Origin of the sequence: Tsukamurella sp. TY48 (genome assembly GCF_019656655.1) — a bacterium.
GTDB classification, from domain to species: Bacteria; Actinomycetota; Actinomycetes; order Mycobacteriales; family Mycobacteriaceae; genus Tsukamurella; species Tsukamurella strandjordii.
Genome location: NZ_BPMV01000001.1, coordinates 3,071,757 through 3,091,415, shown reverse-complemented (window position 1 = coordinate 3,091,415; position 19,659 = coordinate 3,071,757). Strand labels below are relative to the sequence as shown.

21 protein-coding genes are annotated in these 19,659 nt (G+C 70.1%); 3 read left to right on the top strand and 18 right to left on the bottom strand.

The annotated features are described in order from the left end of the window. Position 1 precedes the first annotated feature (1 nt). Genes TTY48_RS15230 through mgtE form a run of 4 tightly spaced genes read right to left on the bottom strand, consistent with a single transcriptional unit; the run spans position 2 to position 3,791 of the window. Positions 2 to 550, bottom strand: a complete 549-nt coding sequence (locus tag TTY48_RS15230; protein WP_220658286.1) for a TIGR00730 family Rossman fold protein — start codon at positions 548 to 550, stop codon at positions 2 to 4. Next, positions 547 to 1,335 (bottom strand): TIGR00730 family Rossman fold protein, encoded by a 789-nt coding sequence (locus TTY48_RS15225; RefSeq protein WP_220658285.1) that lies wholly within the window; start codon positions 1,333 to 1,335, stop codon positions 547 to 549. Before TTY48_RS15225 ends, TTY48_RS15230 begins: the two co-directional genes overlap by 4 nt. Positions 1,336 to 1,345: 10 nt before the next feature. Next, positions 1,346 to 2,422 carry a succinyl-diaminopimelate desuccinylase gene (gene dapE / locus TTY48_RS15220; RefSeq protein WP_220658284.1) on the bottom strand — a complete coding sequence of 359 codons (1,077 nt, stop codon included), beginning with the start codon at positions 2,420 to 2,422 and terminating at the stop codon, positions 1,346 to 1,348. A gap of 16 nt (positions 2,423 to 2,438) precedes the next feature. Then, positions 2,439 to 3,791: a magnesium transporter gene (gene mgtE / locus TTY48_RS15215; RefSeq protein ID WP_220658283.1), complete on the bottom strand. Its 1,353-nt coding sequence runs from the start codon at positions 3,789 to 3,791 to the stop codon at positions 2,439 to 2,441. 119 nt (positions 3,792 to 3,910) lie between these two features. Here mgtE and dapD point away from each other — a divergent pair, with 119 nt between their 5' ends. Beyond that, a complete protein-coding gene (gene dapD / locus TTY48_RS15210) occupies positions 3,911 to 4,861 on the top strand; it encodes a 2,3,4,5-tetrahydropyridine-2,6-dicarboxylate N-succinyltransferase (RefSeq protein WP_220658282.1) in 951 nt (316 codons plus the stop codon). A 9-nt stretch (positions 4,862 to 4,870) separates the two neighbouring features. Here dapD and TTY48_RS15205 read toward each other — a convergent pair whose 3' ends face one another. The 7 genes from TTY48_RS15205 to fdxA form a co-directional block, all read right to left on the bottom strand. Continuing rightward, a complete protein-coding gene (locus tag TTY48_RS15205) occupies positions 4,871 to 5,329 on the bottom strand; it encodes a hypothetical protein (protein WP_220658281.1) in 459 nt (152 codons plus the stop codon). 106 nt (positions 5,330 to 5,435) lie between these two features. Beyond that, on the bottom strand, positions 5,436 to 5,840 hold the full coding sequence (locus TTY48_RS15200) for a hypothetical protein (RefSeq protein WP_220658280.1): 405 nt from the start codon (positions 5,838 to 5,840) through the stop codon (positions 5,436 to 5,438). Continuing rightward, positions 5,827 to 6,135: a hypothetical protein gene (locus tag TTY48_RS15195; RefSeq protein WP_220658279.1), complete on the bottom strand. Its 309-nt coding sequence runs from the start codon at positions 6,133 to 6,135 to the stop codon at positions 5,827 to 5,829. Before TTY48_RS15195 ends, TTY48_RS15200 begins: the two co-directional genes overlap by 14 nt. A 37-nt stretch (positions 6,136 to 6,172) precedes the next feature. Beyond that, complete coding sequence (locus TTY48_RS15190) at positions 6,173 to 6,436, bottom strand: hypothetical protein (RefSeq protein ID WP_220658615.1); 264 nt, start codon at positions 6,434 to 6,436, stop codon at positions 6,173 to 6,175. 13 nt (positions 6,437 to 6,449) lie between these two features. Continuing rightward, entirely contained in the window at positions 6,450 to 7,331 is an 882-nt protein-coding gene (locus TTY48_RS15185; protein ID WP_220658278.1) for a DUF692 family multinuclear iron-containing protein, read from the bottom strand. Further along, positions 7,331 to 8,431 (bottom strand): succinyldiaminopimelate transaminase, encoded by a 1,101-nt coding sequence (gene dapC / locus TTY48_RS15180; RefSeq protein WP_220658277.1) that lies wholly within the window; start codon positions 8,429 to 8,431, stop codon positions 7,331 to 7,333. The genes TTY48_RS15185 and dapC overlap by 1 nt, the downstream gene beginning before the upstream one ends. 1 nt (position 8,432) lies before the next feature. Next, the gene (gene fdxA, locus TTY48_RS15175) at positions 8,433 to 8,759 is read right to left on the bottom strand and encodes a ferredoxin (RefSeq protein ID WP_220658276.1); all 327 of its coding nucleotides are present in this window, start codon (positions 8,757 to 8,759) and stop codon (positions 8,433 to 8,435) included. Positions 8,760 to 8,867: 108 nt separating this feature from the next. Here fdxA and TTY48_RS15170 point away from each other — a divergent pair, with 108 nt between their 5' ends. Next, positions 8,868 to 10,088 (top strand): NupC/NupG family nucleoside CNT transporter, encoded by a 1,221-nt coding sequence (locus tag TTY48_RS15170; RefSeq protein ID WP_220658275.1) that lies wholly within the window; start codon positions 8,868 to 8,870, stop codon positions 10,086 to 10,088. 1 nt (position 10,089) lies between these two features. Here TTY48_RS15170 and TTY48_RS15165 read toward each other — a convergent pair whose 3' ends face one another. The 6 genes from TTY48_RS15165 to typA form a co-directional block, all read right to left on the bottom strand. Further along, positions 10,090 to 10,842 carry a hypothetical protein gene (locus TTY48_RS15165; RefSeq protein WP_220658274.1) on the bottom strand — a complete coding sequence of 251 codons (753 nt, stop codon included), beginning with the start codon at positions 10,840 to 10,842 and terminating at the stop codon, positions 10,090 to 10,092. Further along, positions 10,839 to 13,391: a bifunctional FO biosynthesis protein CofGH gene (locus TTY48_RS15160; RefSeq protein WP_220658603.1), complete on the bottom strand. Its 2,553-nt coding sequence runs from the start codon at positions 13,389 to 13,391 to the stop codon at positions 10,839 to 10,841. The genes TTY48_RS15165 and TTY48_RS15160 overlap by 4 nt, the downstream gene beginning before the upstream one ends. 35 nt (positions 13,392 to 13,426) lie before the next feature. Beyond that, positions 13,427 to 13,780 (bottom strand): hypothetical protein, encoded by a 354-nt coding sequence (locus TTY48_RS15155; RefSeq protein ID WP_220658273.1) that lies wholly within the window; start codon positions 13,778 to 13,780, stop codon positions 13,427 to 13,429. After that, positions 13,777 to 14,664 carry an N-acetyl-1-D-myo-inositol-2-amino-2-deoxy-alpha-D-glucopyranoside deacetylase gene (gene mshB, locus TTY48_RS15150; protein ID WP_220658272.1) on the bottom strand — a complete coding sequence of 296 codons (888 nt, stop codon included), beginning with the start codon at positions 14,662 to 14,664 and terminating at the stop codon, positions 13,777 to 13,779. The genes TTY48_RS15155 and mshB overlap by 4 nt, the downstream gene beginning before the upstream one ends. Then, complete coding sequence (locus tag TTY48_RS15145) at positions 14,661 to 16,499, bottom strand: ABC transporter family substrate-binding protein (protein WP_220658271.1); 1,839 nt, start codon at positions 16,497 to 16,499, stop codon at positions 14,661 to 14,663. The genes mshB and TTY48_RS15145 overlap by 4 nt, the downstream gene beginning before the upstream one ends. 104 nt (positions 16,500 to 16,603) lie before the next feature. Next, positions 16,604 to 18,511, bottom strand: coding sequence for a translational GTPase TypA (typA, locus tag TTY48_RS15140; protein ID WP_220658270.1), 1,908 nt, complete (start codon positions 18,509 to 18,511; stop codon positions 16,604 to 16,606). Between the two features lie 183 nt (positions 18,512 to 18,694). Between typA and TTY48_RS15135 the strand changes: the two genes are divergently transcribed. Continuing rightward, entirely contained in the window at positions 18,695 to 18,892 is a 198-nt protein-coding gene (locus tag TTY48_RS15135; RefSeq protein ID WP_220658269.1) for a hypothetical protein, read from the top strand. Between the two features lie 3 nt (positions 18,893 to 18,895). On the opposite strand, the gene TTY48_RS15130 is transcribed toward TTY48_RS15135, so the two are convergent. Beyond that, the gene (locus TTY48_RS15130) at positions 18,896 to 19,579 is read right to left on the bottom strand and encodes a TetR/AcrR family transcriptional regulator (protein WP_220658268.1); all 684 of its coding nucleotides are present in this window, start codon (positions 19,577 to 19,579) and stop codon (positions 18,896 to 18,898) included. Positions 19,580 to 19,659: the final 80 nt, after the last annotated feature.

Here is a 19,659-nt window from a genome sequence, read left to right as displayed (position 1 = left end):
CTTACCCGGGGGTTGTCCGGCCCCGGCAGGCGTCGAGCGCGTCGGTGACGCCGGTCGCACGGTGCAATCGGGCCAGGGCCGCGTCACCGACGAATCCGCGCGCCGCGAGCTGGTCGATCCAGTCCAGCAGTGGGGCGTAGAAACCGTCGTGATCGAGCACCACCACGGGCTTGTCGTGCATCGCCAGATAGCCCGCGGTCCACGCCTCGAAGAACTCCTCCAGCGTGCCCACGCCGCCGGGGAGCACCAGGAAGGCCTCGGCGTTGTCGTCCATGAGCTGCTTGCGCTCGCGCATCGTGTCCACCACCAGCAGCTCGTCGGCGCCGTGGTCGGCCACCTCCCGGTCGACCAGCGCCGTCGGGATCACCCCGAGGGTGTGTGCGCCGCCGTCGCGGGCGGACTGCGCGACGGCGCCCATCATCGAGACGTGGCCGCCGCCCCACACCAGGGTGTCGCCGCCGGCGGCGATGCCGGCTCCCACCTCGTGGGCCAGCCGGATGTACTCGTCGGGGACGGCGCGTGAGGCGCAGAACACGGCGATGGCCGTCACAGGCGGTTCTCCTCGTGGGTTTCGGCGTCGAGCGCCTTGTGGGCCGCCACGATGATGTCGATCGCCTCGTCGACCGAATCGGTGACGGTGATCAGCTCGCCGTCTCCCGGCGAGATCATGCCCTCGTCGGTGAGCGTGCCACGGATCCAGTCGACGAGGCCGCCCCAGTACGCCGACCCCAGCAGCACGATCGGGAAGCGCGTCACCTTCCGGGTCTGCACCAGGGTGAGCGCCTCGAACAGTTCGTCCAGCGTGCCGAAGCCGCCGGGCAGGCACACGAAGGCCTGCGAGTACTTCACGAACATCGTCTTGCGCACGAAGAAGTAGCGGAAGTTGATGCCGAGGTCGACCCAGTCGTTGAGGCCCTGTTCGAAGGGCAGCTCGATGCCGAGGCCCACGGACAGTCCGTCGGCGTCCTTGGCGCCGCGGTTCGCGGCCTCCATCGCCCCGGGGCCGCCGCCGGTGATCACGGCGAAACCGGCCCGCGCCAGACCCGCACCGAGCTCGCGGCCGAGCGCGTACTCGGCGGAGTCGCGCTTGGTGCGCGCCGACCCGAAGACCGTGACGGCGGTGGGCAGTTCGGCGAGCGCCCCGAAGCCCTCGACGAACTCGGCCTGGATGCGCATCACTCGCCAGGGGTCGCGGTGCAACCAGTCGGCGTCGTCCGCGTTCTCGAGGAGACGCTGATCGGTGGTCGATGACTCGGTGGCGGCGGCGCCCTGGACCCGGACGGGGCCGCGGTAGCGCAGGTAATGCTCCTCGGAGGGCTTCTTATCGGCGACCATGACGCACAACCTACCCAGCGAGGAAGGCGCGCAGCACGGCGGCCACCTCGGTGATCTGCGCCGTCTCGACCTGTTCGTCGCGCTTGTGGGCGTAGTTCGGATCGCCCGGGCCGAAGTTCACCGCCGGAATCCCGAGCGCGGCGAAGCGCGAGACATCGGTCCACCCGTACTTGGCGCGGAACCGGCCGCCGGCCGCCGCGACCAGCTTCGCCGCCGCGGGGGCCGCGAGACCGGGCAGGGCACCGGGCGCGGCGTCGGTGATCTCGACGGTGAGCCCGCCGTCGGCGATGGGAGCGGCGAGCACCTCACGGACGTGCGCCACCGCCTCGTCGACGGTGCGGTCCGGCGCGAACCGGAAGTTGACGTCGACGAAGGCCTCGTCGGGCACCACGTTGCCCGCGACGCCGCCGGAGATCTTCACCGCCGAGAGGCCCTCGCGGTACTCGCAGCCGTCGATGTCGACGGTGCGCGCGGTGTACCCCTGGAGCGCGGTGAGGAGCGGGCCGAGCTTGTGGATCGCGTTGTCGCCCAGCCACGACCGGGCACTGTGCGCACGCGTCCCGGACGCGCTGATCCGCAGCCGGATGGTGCCCTGGCAGCCCGCTTCGATGAGCCCACCCGAGGGCTCGCCGAGGATCGCGACATCGGCCTGCAGCCACTGCGGCAGTTCGCGCTCGATCCGGCCCAGGCCGTTGAACTCCGAGGAGATCTCCTCGCATTCGTAGAAGATCAGCGTCAGATCGTAGGCCGGTTCGGCCATCGTGGCGGCCAGGTGCAGGAAGACGGCGTCCCCGCTCTTCATGTCCACGGTGCCGCAACCGTGCAGCACGCCGCCCTCGAGGCGGCTGGGCACGTTATCGGCGATCGGCACGGTGTCGAGGTGACCGGCCAACATCACCCGTTGCGGCAGTCCGCGATCGGTGCGGGCCAGCACGTTGTTGCCCACGCGGAGCACCTCGAAACCCGCCAGCGCGCGCAGCGCTGCCTCCACCTCGTTCGCGATGCGTTCCTCGTCGTGGCTGACGCTGGGGATGTCCACCAGCGCGGCGGTGAGGTCGATCGGGTCGGCGGCGAGTTCGAGAGTCACCCCCTCAGGGTAGTGCTCAGATCCCGAGGATCGCCTTGGCGATGAGGAAGTACAGGATCAGGCCCGTCGCATCGACGAAGGTGCTGATGAACGGGTTGGAGAAGACCGCGGGGTCGACGCCGATCGATTTCGCGACGATCGGCATGAGGCCGCCGACGGTGGCCGACATGGTGCACACGCCGAACAGGGTGGCGCCGATCACCAGGCCCACGTCGGTGCCGAACAGCACGCCGGCGATCACGGTGCCGAGGCCGCCGAGGATCAGGCCCAGGGTGGCGCCCACGCGGATCTCCCGGCCCAGCACGCGCATCACGTCGCGGGTGGTGATGTCGCCGAGGGCGAGCGCGCGGGTCACGGTGGTGGCGGCCTGGTTGCCGGTGTTCCCGCCGGTGCCGATGATGAGCGGCACGAACAGCGAGAGCACCACCATCTCCTGCAGGCTGTCCTCGAAGACCGACAGCACCTTCACGGTGAGCGTCGCGCCGATCGCGAGCACCAGCAGCCACACCACGCGCGAACGCACCAGCGTGCGCACCGGAGTCGAGAGGTACGGCCGGTTCAGCGGCTCCACACCGCCCTGGCGCGCCGCGTCCTCGCTCTCCGCCTCCTCGAGGATGCGCAGGGCGTCGTCGACCGTGAGGATGCCCACCAGCCGGTGCTCATCGTCGACGATGGGCATCACCAGCAGGCGCTGTTCGGCGCACCGTCGGGCGGCGTCCTCGGCCGACTCCCGGGCGTTCGCGGTGCCGGCGATGTTCATGATGTCGCGGACCGGCGTCTCGGGGGCGCTGCGCATCAGGCCGCGGAGCCCGACGATGCCCACCAGGATCCGGCCCGGTCCCACCACGGGGATGCCGTAGATGGTCTCCACCTCGTCGATGTGGGCCCGGACCTCCGCCAGCGCCTGCTCGGCGGTGTCCTCGGGGTGGACCGAGACGAACTCGGGCGTCATCTCGCGGCCGACCGAACCCTGCGGATACCCGAGCAGCGCCGCGGTGGCGGCGTGTTCGCTCTCGGGGAGGCCCTGCAGCAGCCGGGCGGCGACGGTGGCCGGGAGCTCGTCGAGCAACGTCACCCGATCGTCCGGGTCGAGTTCGGCGAACAGGCCGGTGACCTGCTCGTCCTGGAGGTCGTGGATCAGCTCGCCCTGCAGCGGCGCATCGAGCGATTCGAAGACGGAGAGCGCCTCGTCCTTCGCGAGCAGCCGGAAGACGACGGCGCGGTCCTTGCGGTTCAGGCGTTCCAGGACATCGGCGAGATCATGCGAGTTCAACGGTGCGATCAGCGACGAGACCTCGGTGAGGTCTCCATCGTCGACGGCGTCGTCGATGCGGTTGGCGAGCTTGGCCGGGTCGAGGGTCGTGGTCACTCAACGCACGGTATCCGAACTTCTCGATCTCGCAGCACGAGGCCGCCGTCGGCACCCGGCACGCTCGCGCGCCTCGCCTGGGGCCGCGCCCGGATCACCCCTCCCAGTACGCTGAGCGGGTGACGAATCGCGGAGCTGTTGCATACGGACTGGCCACCATCACCGACGACGGAACGGTGCTCGACACCTGGTTCCCCGCGCCGGAGCTGACCGACGGTGCGGGCACGACCGGGACCGAACAGGATCCCGCCGGCGCCCCCGCGGAGCTCACCGCGCTCGCGGGAACCGATGCCGATCGCAAGGTACGCGTGGTCGTCGTGAAGACCACGATCGCCGACCTCTCCGCCGCGCCGGCCGACGCCCACGACGTGTACCTGCGCCTGCACCTGCTGAGCCACCGGCTCGTGCAGCCGCACGGGCTGAGCCTGGACGGCCAGTTCGGGCTGCTGGCGAACGTGGTGTGGACGAACTTCGGCCCGTGCTCCCCCGCCGGGTTCGAGCTGGTGCGCGCGGCGCTGCGCAAGCGCGGCCAGGTGACCGTGTACTCGCTGGACAAGTTCCCGCGCATGGTGGACTACGTGCTGCCCACCGGCGTGCGCATCGGCGACGCCGACCGCGTGCGGCTCGGCGCCCACCTCGCCGAGGGCACCACCGTGATGCACGAGGGCTTCGTGAACTTCAACGCCGGGACGCTCGGTACCGCGATGGTCGAGGGCCGCATCTCCGCAGGCGTGGTGATCGGCGATCACTCCGACGTGGGCGGCGGCGCGTCCACCATGGGCACCCTGTCCGGTGGCGGCAAGGAGATCATCAAGCTCGGTGAGCGCTGCCTGCTGGGCGCGAACTCCGGCCTGGGCATCCCGCTCGGCGACGACTGCGTGCTGGAGGCGGGGCTCTACCTCACCGCCGGCACCAAGGTCACCGGCCCCGACGGCACCCAGATCAAGGCCCGCGAGCTGGCAGGACGATCGAACCTGCTGTTCCGGCGGAACTCGGTGACCGGCGCCGTCGAGGTGGTGCCGTGGAAGAGCGAGGGCGTCGAGCTCAACGCCGCCCTGCACAAGAACTGAGGCTGCGCGTCACGCGCTGATCGGGACCAGGCCCACCGGCGATGTGACGGTGCAGCGGGTCACCTTCCGGAGTCGGTCGACCCGGTACGGGGCGTCACCCCGCTTGGCGCTGCGCCAGTCGTCGGAGGACAACTGATCGCGATTGGCGACCTCGATCGACAGTTGCCGGGTCTGCGGCGTGAAACACGCCGCGGAGATGTGCGCCGTCGCAACCCGGGTCCGGGCGTTCAACGGGACGATCCGTGGCTCCGCGGCGATGTGCTCACTCGGGGCGCCGATCACATCCATGGCCTCCGAGACGGTGAGGCCGACCAGGCTGCCCAGCGGCAGGTCGTGTGCCGCGACGGCGCGCCCGCCGATGTCCGGTCGGCTCTGCAGCAGCTTCGCCTCCGCGAACCACAGCCCGGCTCCGGCCAGCAGCACCGCCAGCACCATGACCACCATCGGGCGAACTCCCCGGTCCCACACGCTCAACACCTCGACCAACCGTAACGACGTAAACTTTGCAATAGCGTACTGGATGGGCCGGCGTTCACCGCATCAATCATCGCGGCGCGGGTCGGGTGCGCCGGCGTCACCGCGCGCCGAAGACGCGGCCACCGACGCGGACCACCGGCCGGCCCCGGGAGATCGCCCATCGCCGCGCGCCGCTGCGGACGGTCTCGACGGCCACCCACGCCCGCTCATCCGCGCTGCCCTCGGCGCGCAGCCAGGCGATGTAGGCCCGCGCATCGTGGGCGGAGCAGTCGGCCTTCGGGTGGCCCGCCGCGTAGTCGAGGAAGCCATGCGGCCAGGTGGGGAGCGACCGCAACTGCGGGCACGCCCGGCCGGCCGAACCCGCGCGCTTGACGGCGAGCACTCTGGACGTCAAAGCCGCTCCACGGGAATCGAATCCGCGCGGCACGCGACCCGACAACAGGTCGTCGAGCACATCGGCCTGACGCCGGCGCAGGCGCTCGCGCGCCTCAGGAGGAACCACAGCTGCTCGAACTGCTGGAGCTGCAGCTGCTGGACCCGCCGCAGCTGCTCGAACTGCAGCTGCTCGCACTGCAGTTGCTCGCGCTGCAGTTCGTTCCCGTGTCGTGCCCGTGATGGGCGGAGTCCGCGGCACCGGCACTGCCGCCGGCGAAGAACCACGACGAGGAGGAATCACTGCTCGACGAGCCTCCGCCGGAGCGACGACGCTTGCCGCCCTTGCCCTTGTTCCCGCCCGAGGTCGCGGATACGAGCCCGACCACGAGCAGTACCACCACGATGATTGCGAAGATCTCCATTTAGGTACCTCCCGGTTCACAGTATCGACCTATCGGGTCAGCACCCGCCGCCGCCACCACCGCAACCTCCGCCACCACCGCAGGAGCTTCCACCGCCGCAGGAGTGGCCGCCACCGGAGTGCCCGCCGGAGTCACCGCCACCGAACATCCAGGCCACGCCGTCGCCGCCGGCTCCGAGCTTCGCGGCACGCCGAGCCTTCTTGACACTCTTGGGTGTTCGGGTCACTGCCAGTGCCACCACAGCGGTCACCGCGAACGCGGTGACGAGGAGAACCGGCACAACAACGAAGAGAGCGCTCATGTCAGCACCTCCGTCAGTCGATAGCGAGAACCTCTCGCAGCGTTAGCATCTCGTGCCGGACGGCGGATTCGATCACGGATTCATCTCGTTCCAGCAACACTCCGGGAACATCGCCCTGACCTGCGGAAACACACCCAAGAGCAGGCTGTGAATCTCGCCAGGCGGCCAGCAGTTCCAGAACTTCCGGACGAATCGGGTCGGCGTGGGTGTCGAGATACAGCTCACCGTCGAACCGGCCACCCGCGATGTGCACGTAGGCCACCGCATCGAGCGGGTATCGGCGCAGCTCAGCGAGCGGATCGAGCCCCCGCGCCAGGCACGAGGCGTACAGGTTCGCCAGGTCGAGCACCAGGCCCACCCCCGTGCGGTCGACCAGTTCCCGCAGGTAGGTGGGCTCGTCGTAATCGTCCTCGGGCCAGGCGAACAGGGCCGCGATGTTCTCCAGCGCCAGGGGCACCGGCAGCGCCGCCTGCGCCGCGCGCACGTTCTCCACCAGCACGGCGAGGGATTCGGCCGTGCGCGGCGCCGGCATCAGATGTCCGGCCTCCAGCACCGCGGCGTGCGGGCCCTCCTCGTCGTCGGTGCCCACCTCGCCCGCCCGGACGAAGGCCACGTGCTCGCTCACCAGCGGTGCGTCGAACGCGACCGCGAGATCGGCGAGGCGCCGCAACCGCTCCGGATCGGGCAGATCGGCGCCCGCGAGCCCCAGTGTCACACCGTGCGGGATCACCGTGACCCCCAGGCCTGCCAGCGTGAGCAGATCCGCGGGCAGGGCCGAGGGATCGAGGTTCTCGGCGACCACCTCGGTGAAGGAGATCTCCCCCGCTCGTGCCGCCTGCTCCAGCATGCGGGCGATCTCCGGCCGCCAGGCGGCGGAGACCCCCGAGATGGTCATCAGGACAGGCGCTGCGCCGCGGCGGCGATGCGCTCGTCGGTGGCCGTGAGCGCGATCCGCACGTGCCGTGCGCCCCGCGGGCCGTAGAACTCGCCGGGCGCCACCAGGATTCCCCGCTCGGCGAACCAGTCCACGGTGTCCCGGCAGGCCTCGTCGCGGGTGGACCAGAGGTACAGCCCGGCCTCCGAATCGTCCACCGTGAAGTCCGCGCCGCGCACCGCGTCCAGCAGCACCGAGCGGCGGGCGGCGTAGCGAGCGCGCTGCTCCGCCTCGTGCTCGTCCACCGACAGGGCGTAGGTCATCGCGGCCTGCACCGGGAACGGGACGATCGCGCCGGCGTGCTTGCGCACCGCGGCCAGATCGGCGATCAGCTGCGGATCGCCCGCGAAGAAGCCCGCCCGGTACGAGGCCAGGTTCGAGGTCTTCGACAACGAGTGGATCGCGATGAGTCCGGTGAGATCGCCGTCGGACACCCGCGGATCGAGGATCGAGACGGGCTCGGCGTCCCAGGCCAATCCGAGGTAGCACTCGTCGGAGGCCACGATCACATCGCGCTCACGGGCCCACTGCACCACCTTGCGCAGGTGATCGACGCCCAGCACCTTGCCGGTGGGATTCGACGGCGAGTTCACGAAGACCAGGGCCGGGTTCTCGGGGCCGAGCTGGGCGGTCCCGTCGGCCCGTACCGGCGTCGCTCCGGCCAGCAGCGCACCCACCTCGTAGGTGGGGTACGCGACCTCGGGGATCACCACCGTGTCGCCGGCGCCGAGGCCGAGACCCGAGGGCAGCTGCGCGATGGCCTCCTTCGTGCCGATCACCGGCAGGATGGCCGACTCGGGCAGTGCCACGGAACGGTACCGCCGTTCCAGAGCGCCAGCGGCCGCCTGGCGGAGTTCCGGGGTGCCGATGGTGGCCGGGTACCCCGGGAAGGCCGAACCCTCGTACAGGGCCCGACGGATCGGCTCGGCGACCGGATCGACGGGGGTGCCGACACTCAGGTCGACGATCCCGTCCGGATGCGCCGCCGCCCGCGCCTTCGCGGCGGCCAGAGTGTCCCAGGGGAAGTCGGGCAGCCGGGAGGCGAGCGGAATGCGCGGCACGCTAGTGCTCGGTGTTCATCGGCGGCAGGGCCTTGATGAACGGGTGATCGTAATCGATCTTGCCGGTCTTGGCGGCGCCGCCGGGCGAGCCGACCTCGTTGAAGAAATCGATGTTGGCGGTCACGTACTCGGACCACTCGTCGGGGACGTCGTCCTCGTAGAAGATCGCCTCGACGGGGCACACCGGCTCGCACGCACCGCAGTCGACGCACTCGTCCGGCTGGATGTACAGCATCCGGTTGCCCTCATAGATACAGTCGACCGGGCACTCCTCGATGCACGCCTTGTCGAGCACATCCACACAGGGCTCTGCGATGGTGTACGTCACCTGATCACTCCTTCGGACACGTCGAGACCTACCGACAGTATTCCTGGCCGCTGGAACAAGTCACAAAGAAGTGTCGCCTAACCTGCCGACGTGTGATTTCATTCACCGGTGCACGTAATCGTCGGTGTGTTCGGTCTCATCGTGTTCCTCCTGCTCGCGTACCTGCCTACGCGAAACGTCGCCATGCTCAAGAAGAAGGCGCCGTACATCCTCGGGATGATCGCGATCCAATTCGTCCTGGGCCTGGTCATGCTCAAGACTCCGGTCGGTCAGACCGTGATCGACTGGCTCGCACGCGGCTTCAAGAATCTGCTCGCGTTCGCCCGCGAGGGCACCACGTTCGTCTTCGGCGGCCTCGTCGACTACAAGACGGACGAGTTCGGCGTGCCGTTCTTCATGAACGTGCTGTTGCCGATCATCGTGGTCTCCTCACTCATCGGCATCCTGCAGTTCACCAAGCTGCTGCCGCTGATCATCAAGTACCTCGGCCTCGCGCTGTCGAAGATCACGGGCATGCCGAAGTTGGAGTCCTTCAACTCGGTGAGCTCGGCCATCATCGGCCAGTCGGAGAACTTCATCGCGATCAAGAAGATCCTGCCGACTCTCCCGCCGAACCGCCTGTACACGCTGTCCGCGTCGGCGATGTCGACGGTGTCGATGTCGATCGTCGGTGCCTACATGACGATGATCGAACCGCGGTACGTGGTGGCCGCCATCGTGCTCAACCTGTTCGGCGCCTTCATCGTGGTCTCGCTGCTCAACCCCTACGAGGTGGCGCCCGAGGACGATGTCTTCGCCGCACCGGAGCAGAAGAAGCAGTCCTTCTTCGAGATGCTCGGCGAGTACATCATGGACGGCGCCAAGGTCGCGCTCACGGTGGCGGCCATGCTGATCGGCTTCGTCGCCCTGCTCGCCCTCGTCAACGGCCTGTTCGCCTGGGTCTTCGGCGGCACCACCTTCCAGGAGGTGCTGGGACACGTCTTCGCGCCCTTGGCGTGGCTCACCGGCGTCCCGTGGGGCGAGTGCGTGCAGGCGGGCCAGATCATGGCCACCAAGCTGGTGAGCAACGAGTTCGTGGCGATGATGTCGTTCACACCGCAGAACCCGTCCGGCGAGGGCGCGGTGGTGCTGAGCGAACGCGCGACCGCGATCGTGCAGACCTTCCTGGTCTCCTTCGCCAACTTCAGCTCGATCGGCATCATCGCCGGCGCCGCCAAGTCGCTGGCACCCGATCAGGGCGACCAGATCGCCAAGTTCGGCCTCAAGCTGCTCTACGGTGCCACGCTGGTCTCGTTCCTCAGCGCCACCGTCGTCGGCCTGATCTCCTGAGTCAGTCCTTCTCCGGCTCCACCGCAGTGGAGGAGCCGGAGAGCACGGCCTCCAGGCCGAGGATCTTCGCACCGTCCGAGGCGCGGGATTCGACGGTGCGCAGCGTCGCGAACTCGCCCACGTAGCCGGCGAACGCGCCGACCACGGGCAGCTTGCTGAGTTTGTCGAAGGTGGAGGCGGGACGCGGCCGCGCGTCGAGCGCCGAGCGCGCCGACTTCACGGTGTGCACCACCTCGCGCACGGCACCGATCGCGGAGCCGATGCCGCCGCGGAGCCGATCTGTGGTCTCGCGGACGGGCACCAGCTCGTTCCACCCGGGATTCTCGCCGAGCAGCGAGCGGGCGTCGATCTGCCGTCGGGCGAGCACACGGGCCACCAGGTCGATCTGCTCCGACATCTCGGTGATGCCGTGCTCGCCCGCCACGCCGACCACCACGATGGTCTGGTTGGCGAACCCCAGGTACGGCTGCAGCGGCAGCACGCGGGCCACGAATCCCAGCGCGTTCGGCCATGCCACGGCGACCGTGGTCACGGCGCCGACCGGGATCACCCACCAGCGCGAACGCCCGTCGGAGTCGCGGCGCAGGTAGCCGTTGACAACCGGGATCGGGGTGAGCCCCGCCAGCGTGGAGACGAAACGCGCGCTCACCACCGCGGGACGGGTCACGGTGACGAAGACGCCGACCGTGCGCGCCAACTCCAGATCGGTGACATCACCGGTCACCGCGCCGCCCTGCGGCTCCAGCGCGTTCACGCGGCACCCCGCTGGGCGTGCGTCGTGGTGCGCTCGCGCGCCGGGCGCCCGATGCCGTTGGCGATCGCGTGCAATTCAGCCACCGTCTTCTCCGATCCGTGCGACGAACCCGCCATCCGGGAGATCGTCTCCTCCATGAGCGTGCCGCCCAGGTCGTTCGCGCCGCCCTGCAGCATGGCCTGGGTGCCCGCGGTACCCAGTTTCACCCATGACGTCTGGATGTGCTCGATACGGCCGTGCAACATCACCCGCGCCAGGGCGTGCACCGCGCGGTTGTCGCGCTTGGTGGGCCCGGGACGGGCGGCGCCCGCGAGGTACAGCGGGGCGCTCTGGTGCACGAAGGGCAGCGGCACGAACTCGGTGAAGCCGCCGGTGCGGTCCTGGATGCCCTTGAGCACGTTCAGGTGCGTCACCCAGTGCGCCGGATTGTCGACGTGGCCGTACATCATCGTCGAGCTGGAGCGGATCCCCACCTCGTGGGCGGTGGTCACCACGTCGATCCACGCCGACGTGGGCAGCTTGCCCTTGGTGAGCACCCACCGCACCTCGTCGTCGAGGATCTCGGCCGCGGTGCCGGGGATGGTGTCCAGACCCGCCTCCCGCAGGCCGATCAGCCAGTCCCGCACCGACTCGCCGGAGCGCGCCGCGCCGTTGACGATCTCCATCGGACTGAAGGCGTGCACGTGCATCCCCGGCACCCGCTGCTTCACCGCGCGCACCAGATCGGCGTAGCCGGTGGCCGGCAGATCGGGGTCGATACCGCCCTGCATGCAGACCTCGGTGGCGCCCACCTGCCACGCCTCCTCGGCGCGGTCGGCCACCTCCTTCATCGACAGGGTGAAGGCATCGGCGTCGCCCTTGCGCTGCGCGAAGGCACAGAACCGGCAGCCGGTGTAGCAGATGTTGGTGAAGTTGATGTTCCGGTTGACCACGTAGGTCACGGTCTCGCCGACGGTGTCCTTGCGCAGCTGATCGGCAAGGGCCACCAGGGCTTCCAGGCCGTCGCCCTCGGCGTAGGCCAGCGCCCGGTACTGATCGTCGGACAGCCCGCCCGGGTTCTTCTCCGCCGCCCGCAACGCGGACAGCACATCGGACTCCACCTTCTCCGGCGCCGACAGCGAGAGCACCTGTTCGCGCACGGATTCCCAGTCACCGAAGGCGGATCCCAGATCGGAGCGGGTCTCGGTGTTCCGGCCGTCGGTGTCGATGGCGGTGTTGAGGTCCACGCGGCCCGACGACGCCCACTCCTCGTCCGGCTCCTGCCACGGGATGCCCACGGGGAAGGCCTCGGGGTTCGCGAGGCCGGTGGCCGGATCGGACAGGGCCGTGACGTGCGGCGAGACCCGGGGATCGATCCACGGGCTGCCCGCGCGCACGTACTCCGGGTGCACCGCGAGGCGCTGCTGCAATCCGAAACCCGCTTCGGCGGTGAGGTTCCGGAGCGCATCGAGGTCCGGCCAGGGCCGTTCGGGGTTCACGTGATCCGGGGTGACGGGCGAAACGCCGCCCCAGTCGTCGATACCCGCCTCCAGCAGCAGGCGGCACTCCTCGCCGGAGACGAGGTTCGGCGGCGCCTGCACGCGCATCTTGGGTCCGAGCACGAGGCGGGTGACGGCGATGGTCGCGCGGTACTCGTCGAGCCCGAGATCGGCCACGTTCCGCATCGCCGTATCCGGCTTCGCACGGAAGTTCTGGATGATCACCTCTTGGATGTGTCCGAAGGCCTTGTGCACCTTGCGGATGGCGAGGATCGACTCGGCGCGTTCACGCTCGTTCTCGCCGATCCCCACCAGCAGTCCGGTGGTGTACGGCACGGAGAGGCGGCCGGCGTCCTGCAGCACCCGCAGCCGCACGGCCGGGTCCTTGTCGGGCGATCCGTAGTGCGCCTGCCCCTTCTCGGTGAACAGCCGCTCCGAGGTGGTCTCGAGCATCATGCCCATCGACGCCGAGACCGGCTTGAGGCGCGTGAGCTCCTCCCAGCTGGTGACGCCGGGGTTCAGGTGCGGCAGCAGGCCGGTCTCCTCCAGCACGCGGATCGACATGGCGCGCACGTAGTCCAGCGTGGAGTCGTAGCCGCGCTCGTCGAGCCAGACCCGCGCCGCCTCCCAGCGGTCCTCCGGACGGTCGCCGAGCGTGAAGAGCGCCTCCTGGCAGCCCAACTCCGCGCCGCGCCGCGCGATGTCGAGCACCTCGTCGGGTTCGAGGAAGGCGCCGTGGCCCTCGGCGGCCAGTTTGCCCGGGACCGTGACGAAGGTGCAGTAATGGCACCGGTCGCGGCACAGGCGGGTGAGCGGGATGAAGACGCTCTTGGAGTAGGTCACCTGGCCCACGCCGGCGTCGTCGACGAGACCGGCGTCGCGCAGCCCGGCGTCGCGGACCCGGGCCGCCGAGAGGCACAGGTCGGTCAGATCGTCGCCGCGGGCGGCGAGCAGGACCTGCGCCTCGTCCACGTTGAGGGTGGCTCCGTCGCGCGCGCGGCGCAGGGCACGGCGCATCGCGGAGGGGGTCGGTTGGTACGGCTCCGCCGTTCGCTTCGGGACCGAGGGCATCGGCAGAAGCGCGGGAGTCGGCGTGTCAGCGTCCGTCACTCATCCGATGATGCCAGGTATCCGGCTACAACCGGCATTCCGATTCCGCAAACGAGCAGAAGCGGCAGTCGCCAGTCGGTGTACATGATGCTGTTCCCGGGTCCTCCGAGCAGGAAGACGACCACCACGACGAGGAATGCGATCACCGGGATCGCAGCGAAACGCGCCTCTCCCCCGAGCCGCCGGCAGGCGACGGAGATCCCGGCCAGCAGCGCCCCGAAGCCGATCGCCGAGATCGGCAGGGGCACGGCGCCCACGTAGAGGTACAGGTACATCGTGGCGCCCACCGCGCACACCGCGCCGCCGATGGCGGCGGCGATGTACGCGAGCACATCAAGGGCGTCGTTCACGGCAGCCCCGCGAACAGGTCCCGCTCGACTCCGTCGGCGCCGGGTGCGGCCGTTCCGTGCACCAGGATGAAGGCCTCTTCGGTGAGGATCGGCTGCGCGATGAGGTTGGTGAGCGCGAGGGCGGTCCCGTCGTCCGAGACGGTGAGCTGGGTGGCGTGCGCGCGCAGCGCGGCGATCTTGCGCTCGGCCACGGCCGAGACGTCGATGCGGGTGGTGACGGCGGCGTCCTCGTGGGCGGGCAGGGACGCGCTGTCCGGGATCCGCCAGTCCTGCGGGAGGTCGGCGCCCGCGAGCGCGGCGACACCGTCGTCGATCTGCCGACGGGCGGCCACCGTCCAGTACAGCTTCGCGACTTCCCAGGGCTCGCTGGAGCCGCCGGGCTGCGCAGCCGCGGCGACGGCCGCGGTGGTCACGGTGTGCGCGGCGATGTGGTCGGGATGGCCGTAGCCGCCCACCTCGTCGTAGGTCACCACCACCTGCGGGCGCACCGCGCGGATGATCTCGGCGAGCGCCGCCACTGGCGCACTTCCGGCGGCGGCCGTCGCGAAGGCGCGGGGATGCTCGGCCGCGGGTGTCCCGGCCATCCCGGAGTCGCGCCAGCGCCCCGCGCCGCCCAGGAACCGCGGCCGCAGCACGGGCCCGCCGGGGGCACTGAGGGCGGCGAGGGCGGCGGTGATCTCACCGATCCGGTAGCCGCCCAACTGATCCGCCTGATCGGCGACCAGCTGCGCGTAGGGCGGGTCCATCACCTCGCCCTCCTCACCGAGCGTGCAGGTCACCACGGTGACCTCGGCGCCCTCGGCCAGATAGCGGGCGATGGTGCCGCCGGTGGTGATCGTCTCGTCGTCGGGATGCGCGTGCACCAGGAGCAGGCGCCTGGTCACTTGGTGCGCTCCCAGCGCTCGACCCCGGTGAAAACGCCGTCCACGGGCGGACCGTCGAGCGTGACGCCCTGCACGGTGGGGCTGACCGCCGACAGGGTCATGTCCTGCAGGATCGGCAGCACGGTGGCCTTGGACCACAGCGCGGCGTCGATCGCGCCGAGGTCGATGGGGCCGCCCCGCAGCCCGTCGAGCGCGAGGCCCTGGAGCTCGGGATCGCACAGGCCGGCGAGGTTGCCGCCCACGGTGGTGGCCTGCGGGTCGGTGCTGATCGAGGGCCGCGCGCTCGGGGTCGCGGTCACCGTCACGCCGCTCGACGCCGACGGTGTCGGGCACTCCACCCGGCTCGCCAACCGCTCCACCGGGGTGGGAGCCAGTCCGGACCATCCGACCACCGCGTCGACCGACCCGTCGAGCAGCGCGGTCCCGGCGAGCACCTGCGGTTCGCGGATCACGACCGAGGCGAAGACGCCCATGGCGCGCAGCTGATCGGTCAGGTTGCTGGCGACGGCGAAGGCCTCCTGACTGCCCTGCGGGACGCCGATCCGCAGGAACATGGGCACCCCGTCGCGCACGTACTGCTGCACGTTCTGGCCCGGCGACGGTGACGGCGGGACCGGCAGTGCCGACGGATCGGAGCTGGTGGGCGGGACCGGCGAGGCGGGTGTCACGGGCGCCGGCGCGGGGGTCGGCGGCACGCTCTGGCTGGGCGGGATGGCGGCGTTCTGCAGCGTGTACCCGGCACCGGCGAGCACCTGCTCCAGCCGCCGCTTGGCGTCGGCGGGCGCGGGCGGAACCGGCATCGTGGGCGCGTAACCGGGGTCCGACGGAGCCAGCACCTGGGCTCGCGCCGGGCGCACGGTGTCGCCGCTGGACCCCACCGTGGTGAGCAGATCCACGTTCACCGCGTCGAGCAGGGCGCGGCGCACCGCACCGTCGGTGAGGAAGGGCGACCGGGTGTTCAATGTGAGCGACAGGGTGCGCGGCGCGGGCTGTTCCGCGGCCCGGACCTGGTAGATCGAGGTCAGTTGCGCGAGCAAGGACGGTCCGCCGTGCACGGCCACCACCTGGACGTCGCCGGTGCGCACGGAGTTCGCGAGCTGGGCGTCGCTGCCGCCCTTGCGGAGCACCACGCGCTCCACCCGGGACGGGTTCATCCAGTAGCGGTCGTTGCGTTCGAGGGTGACCTCATCGCGCGCGACGTCGACCTTCTTGACCAGGTAGCCGGCGCCCGAGGCGGGGATCCGGTCGCGCATGGCGCCGTTGAAACCGCCCGGCGAGCCCTTCACGAGGTGACTGGGAAGCAGGTTCTGGAACAGGGTGCGCCAGCCCGGCAGTTCGTCCTTGAGGGTCACGATCACCCGCTTGCCGCCCGCGCCCGACTGCACCGACTCGATCTGCCGGTACGGCGCCGACCCGACCGTGTCGGGGGCGGTGATCATCGACTCCCACAGGTAGACGAAGTCCTCCGCGGCGATCGGCGCACCGTCGGACCACTGGGCGTCCTGCCGGATGGTGTACACGATCTGCTTGGGCGTGGGCTGCTCGATCGTGGGCACCAGATCGGTGTTCTGCTCCAGCTCGACGCGGCCGTCGGGCCGCTTGGCCTCGCGGAAGACGCTGGGCAGCGTCATCGCGGCCAGTGCCCGTGCGGCGGGCGAGCTGTTGGAGGCGAGGTGCGGATTGAAGCCCGCGCCGAGGCCGTCGATCGCGACGAGCACGGTGGCTCCGCTGACCACGGGCGCCTGCGGCGGGGCCGAGGTCTCCGAGCCGGGGACCGCGGGTGGCGGGTCCGCCACGCACCCGGTGAGCGTCGCCGCGAGGAGGGCGGACGTCACCGTCACCCTCAAGGACCGTCGCCGCACCTTCGGCTCCCTCCTGCACGCTCGTCGCCCCGACCCTCACGGCCGGGGCGTCGACACCACCGTAGTCGGGCGGCGGATCAGCCCGCGGACTGGTCGCGCGACTTGGCGCGCGAGCGCTCACGAGCGCGCTCGGTGCCGTTCAGGTGCACCTTACGCACCCGGACAACCTCGGGAGTCACCTCGACGCACTCGTCGCCGGCGCAGAACTCCATGGCCGCCTCGAGCTCCAGCTTGATGGGCTTGGCGAGGGTCTCCATCACGTCGGCGGAGGACTGACGCATGTTGGTCAGCTTCTTCTCCTTGGTGACGTTGATGTCGAGGTCCTCGGCGCGCGGGTTGATGCCCACGACCATGCCCTCGTAGGTGTCGGCGCCGGGCTCGACGAAGAAGGTGCCGCGGTCGGCCAGCTGGATCATGGCGAACGGGGTCACGGTGCCCTGGCGGTCGGAGACCAGCGAGCCGGTGTGGCGGGCGCGGATCTCGCCGGCCCACGGCGCGTACTCGTGGAAGACGGCGTTGGCGATGCCGGTGCCGCGGGTCTCGGTGAGGAAGTCGGTGCGGAAACCGATCAGGCCGCGCGAGGGCACGACGAACTCCATGCGGACCCAGCCGGTGCCCTGGTTGGCCATGGTCTCCATGCGGCCGCGGCGGTTGGCCAGCAGCTGGGTGACCGAGCCGAGGTACTCCTCGGGCACGTCGATGGTCAGGTGCTCGTAGGGCTCGTGCACCTTGCCGTCGATCTTCTGCGTGACCACCTGGGGCTTGCCCACGGTCAGCTCGAAGCCCTCGCGGCGCATCTGCTCGACCAGGATGGCCAGCGCCAGCTCACCGCGGCCCTGCACCTCCCACTGGTCGGGCTTGCCGATGTCGAGGACCTTGAGCGAGACGTTGCCGATGAGCTCGGAATCGAGGCGCGACTTCACCATGCGAGCGGTGAGCTTGTGGCCCGAGACCTTGCCGACCAGCGGCGAGGTGTTGGTGCCGATGGTCACCGAGATGGCGGGCTGGTCGACGGTGATGCGCGGCAGGGCGACGGGGTTGTCGACGTCGGCGAGGGTGTCGCCGATCATGATCTCGGGGAAGCCCGCGACGGCCACGATGTCGCCGGCCACGGCCTCCTCGGCGGGCTTGCGGTGGACACCCTCGGTGGCCAGCAACTCGGTGACCTTCGCGTTGGTGATCACGGGCTCGCCGTCGACCTCACGCATCCAGGCCACGGTCTGGCCCTTGCGCAGGGTGCCGTTGTGGATGCGGACCAGCGCGAGGCGGCCGAGGAAGGCCGAGGCGTCGAGGTTCGTGACGTGGGCCTGCAGCGGGGCGTCCGCGTTGCCCTTGGGGGCGGGGATGCTGTCGTGCAGGATCTGGAAGAGCTCGTCGAGGTTCTCGGCGTCCGGGACCTCGCCGTTGGCGGGCGCAGTGGTGCTGGCCTTGCCCTCGCGGCCGGAGGCGTAGACCACGGGGAGCTCGAGCGCGAGCTCGGCGGCCTCGGCGGCCTCGTCCGACAGATCGGAGGCGAGGTCGAGCAGCAGGTCCTGGGCCTCGGTGACGACCTCCTCGATGCGGGCGTCGGGGCGGTCGGTCTTGTTCACCACGAGGATCACGGGCAGCGAGGCGGCGAGCGCCTTGCGGAGCACGAAGCGGGTCTGCGGCAGCGGGCCCTCGGAGGCGTCGACCAGCAGCACGACACCGTCGACCATGGACAGGCCGCGCTCGACCTCGCCACCGAAGTCGGCGTGGCCCGGGGTGTCGATCACGTTGATCACGGTGGTGCTGCCGTCGGCGTTCACACGGTGCACGGCCGTGTTCTTCGCCAGGATGGTGATGCCCTTCTCCTTCTCCAGCTCACCGGAGTCCATCACGCGCTCGGTCGGCTCTTCGCGCTCTGCGAACGCGCCCGACTGCCGCAGCATGGCGTCGACGAGAGTGGTCTTCCCGTGGTCGACGTGCGCGACGATGGCGACGTTGCGGAAACTGGGCTGAGCCACTGTGGTTCTCCTGGAGGTGGTCGTCCGCGCCGGCGGGAGCCGAGCTCGCGCGGACACGATGAAGGGGGCGTGCGCACACGCCTGGTCGTGACCAGGTTACTGGCACAACCCCCGGGAAGCCGCATCGTGGCCGCCGGGTGTGACGGCTGGCATCTCGCCATTAGGTTGCGCTAACCTACATAGATGGGTAAGACCAAGGCGCACAAGCTCGTGGGCAGCAAGCCCAAGAAGAAGTGCTGCCGTAAGAAGACGCGGTGCATGAAGTGCCCCGTCGTGATCCACAAGCTCAACCGGCTGGCCGCTCACGGCGCCTCGAAGAAGGAACTCGAGAAGTCGCTGAAAACGGTGCGCGCCAATCCTGATCGCACCCGCGTGGCGTAGCGGTCAGTCGTCGCGGCCGGCGGCGCCCCGGATCAGGGCGGTGAGCACGGAGGAGAGGATCTGGACGAGGTCGTGCGGGTCCGTGTGATCGTCGGAGTGTTGCCACCAGGCCATGAGGAACTCGTTCACCGATGGGATGAACGCGGTGTACATCCAGGGCTGCGTGGGCGGCGCACCGGCGGTGGCGGCGGCCCCCTGGAGGAGCTGGGCCCACTCCCGCCGGTTACCCAGCCGGTGCTGTTCGAATTCGGGGCTGACGCCGACGACCTCCACGAAGCCGACCCGCAGGCTGCGCGGATCGTCGAGCAGGGCACCGATGTAGGCGTCGAGCGCGGCGACGATGATCGCGCTCCGATCCGCGGAGCCGGCGGCGTCGCGGACGTGATCGCCGATCGCGGCGAGCACCGCCTCCCGGGTGCGTTCCTGGATCTGGTCGTAGACGTGGCGCAGCACGGCCTCGCGGTCGTCGAAGAGTTCGTAGAAGTGCCGCCGGGACACCCGCGCGCGCTCACAGATCGCCGAGACGGTGGTGTGCCGGTACCCGCGCGAGGCGAACAGTTCGAGCGCCGCCTCCTCGATCCGGGTGCGTCGCGCCTCCTGTCGGGTCTCCGCGTCCGCACCGCCGTAGCGGCGCCCCTTCCTGCGAACGGTGGGCTCGATCTCCGTGCCCGGCGCTGGTGACCTCACGGATTCAGAACCTACCCGCATCGGGTGGTGCCCGGAGTTGCGATCGCGCAGAGTTCTCGGGAGTGCCGACGTAGCATTCG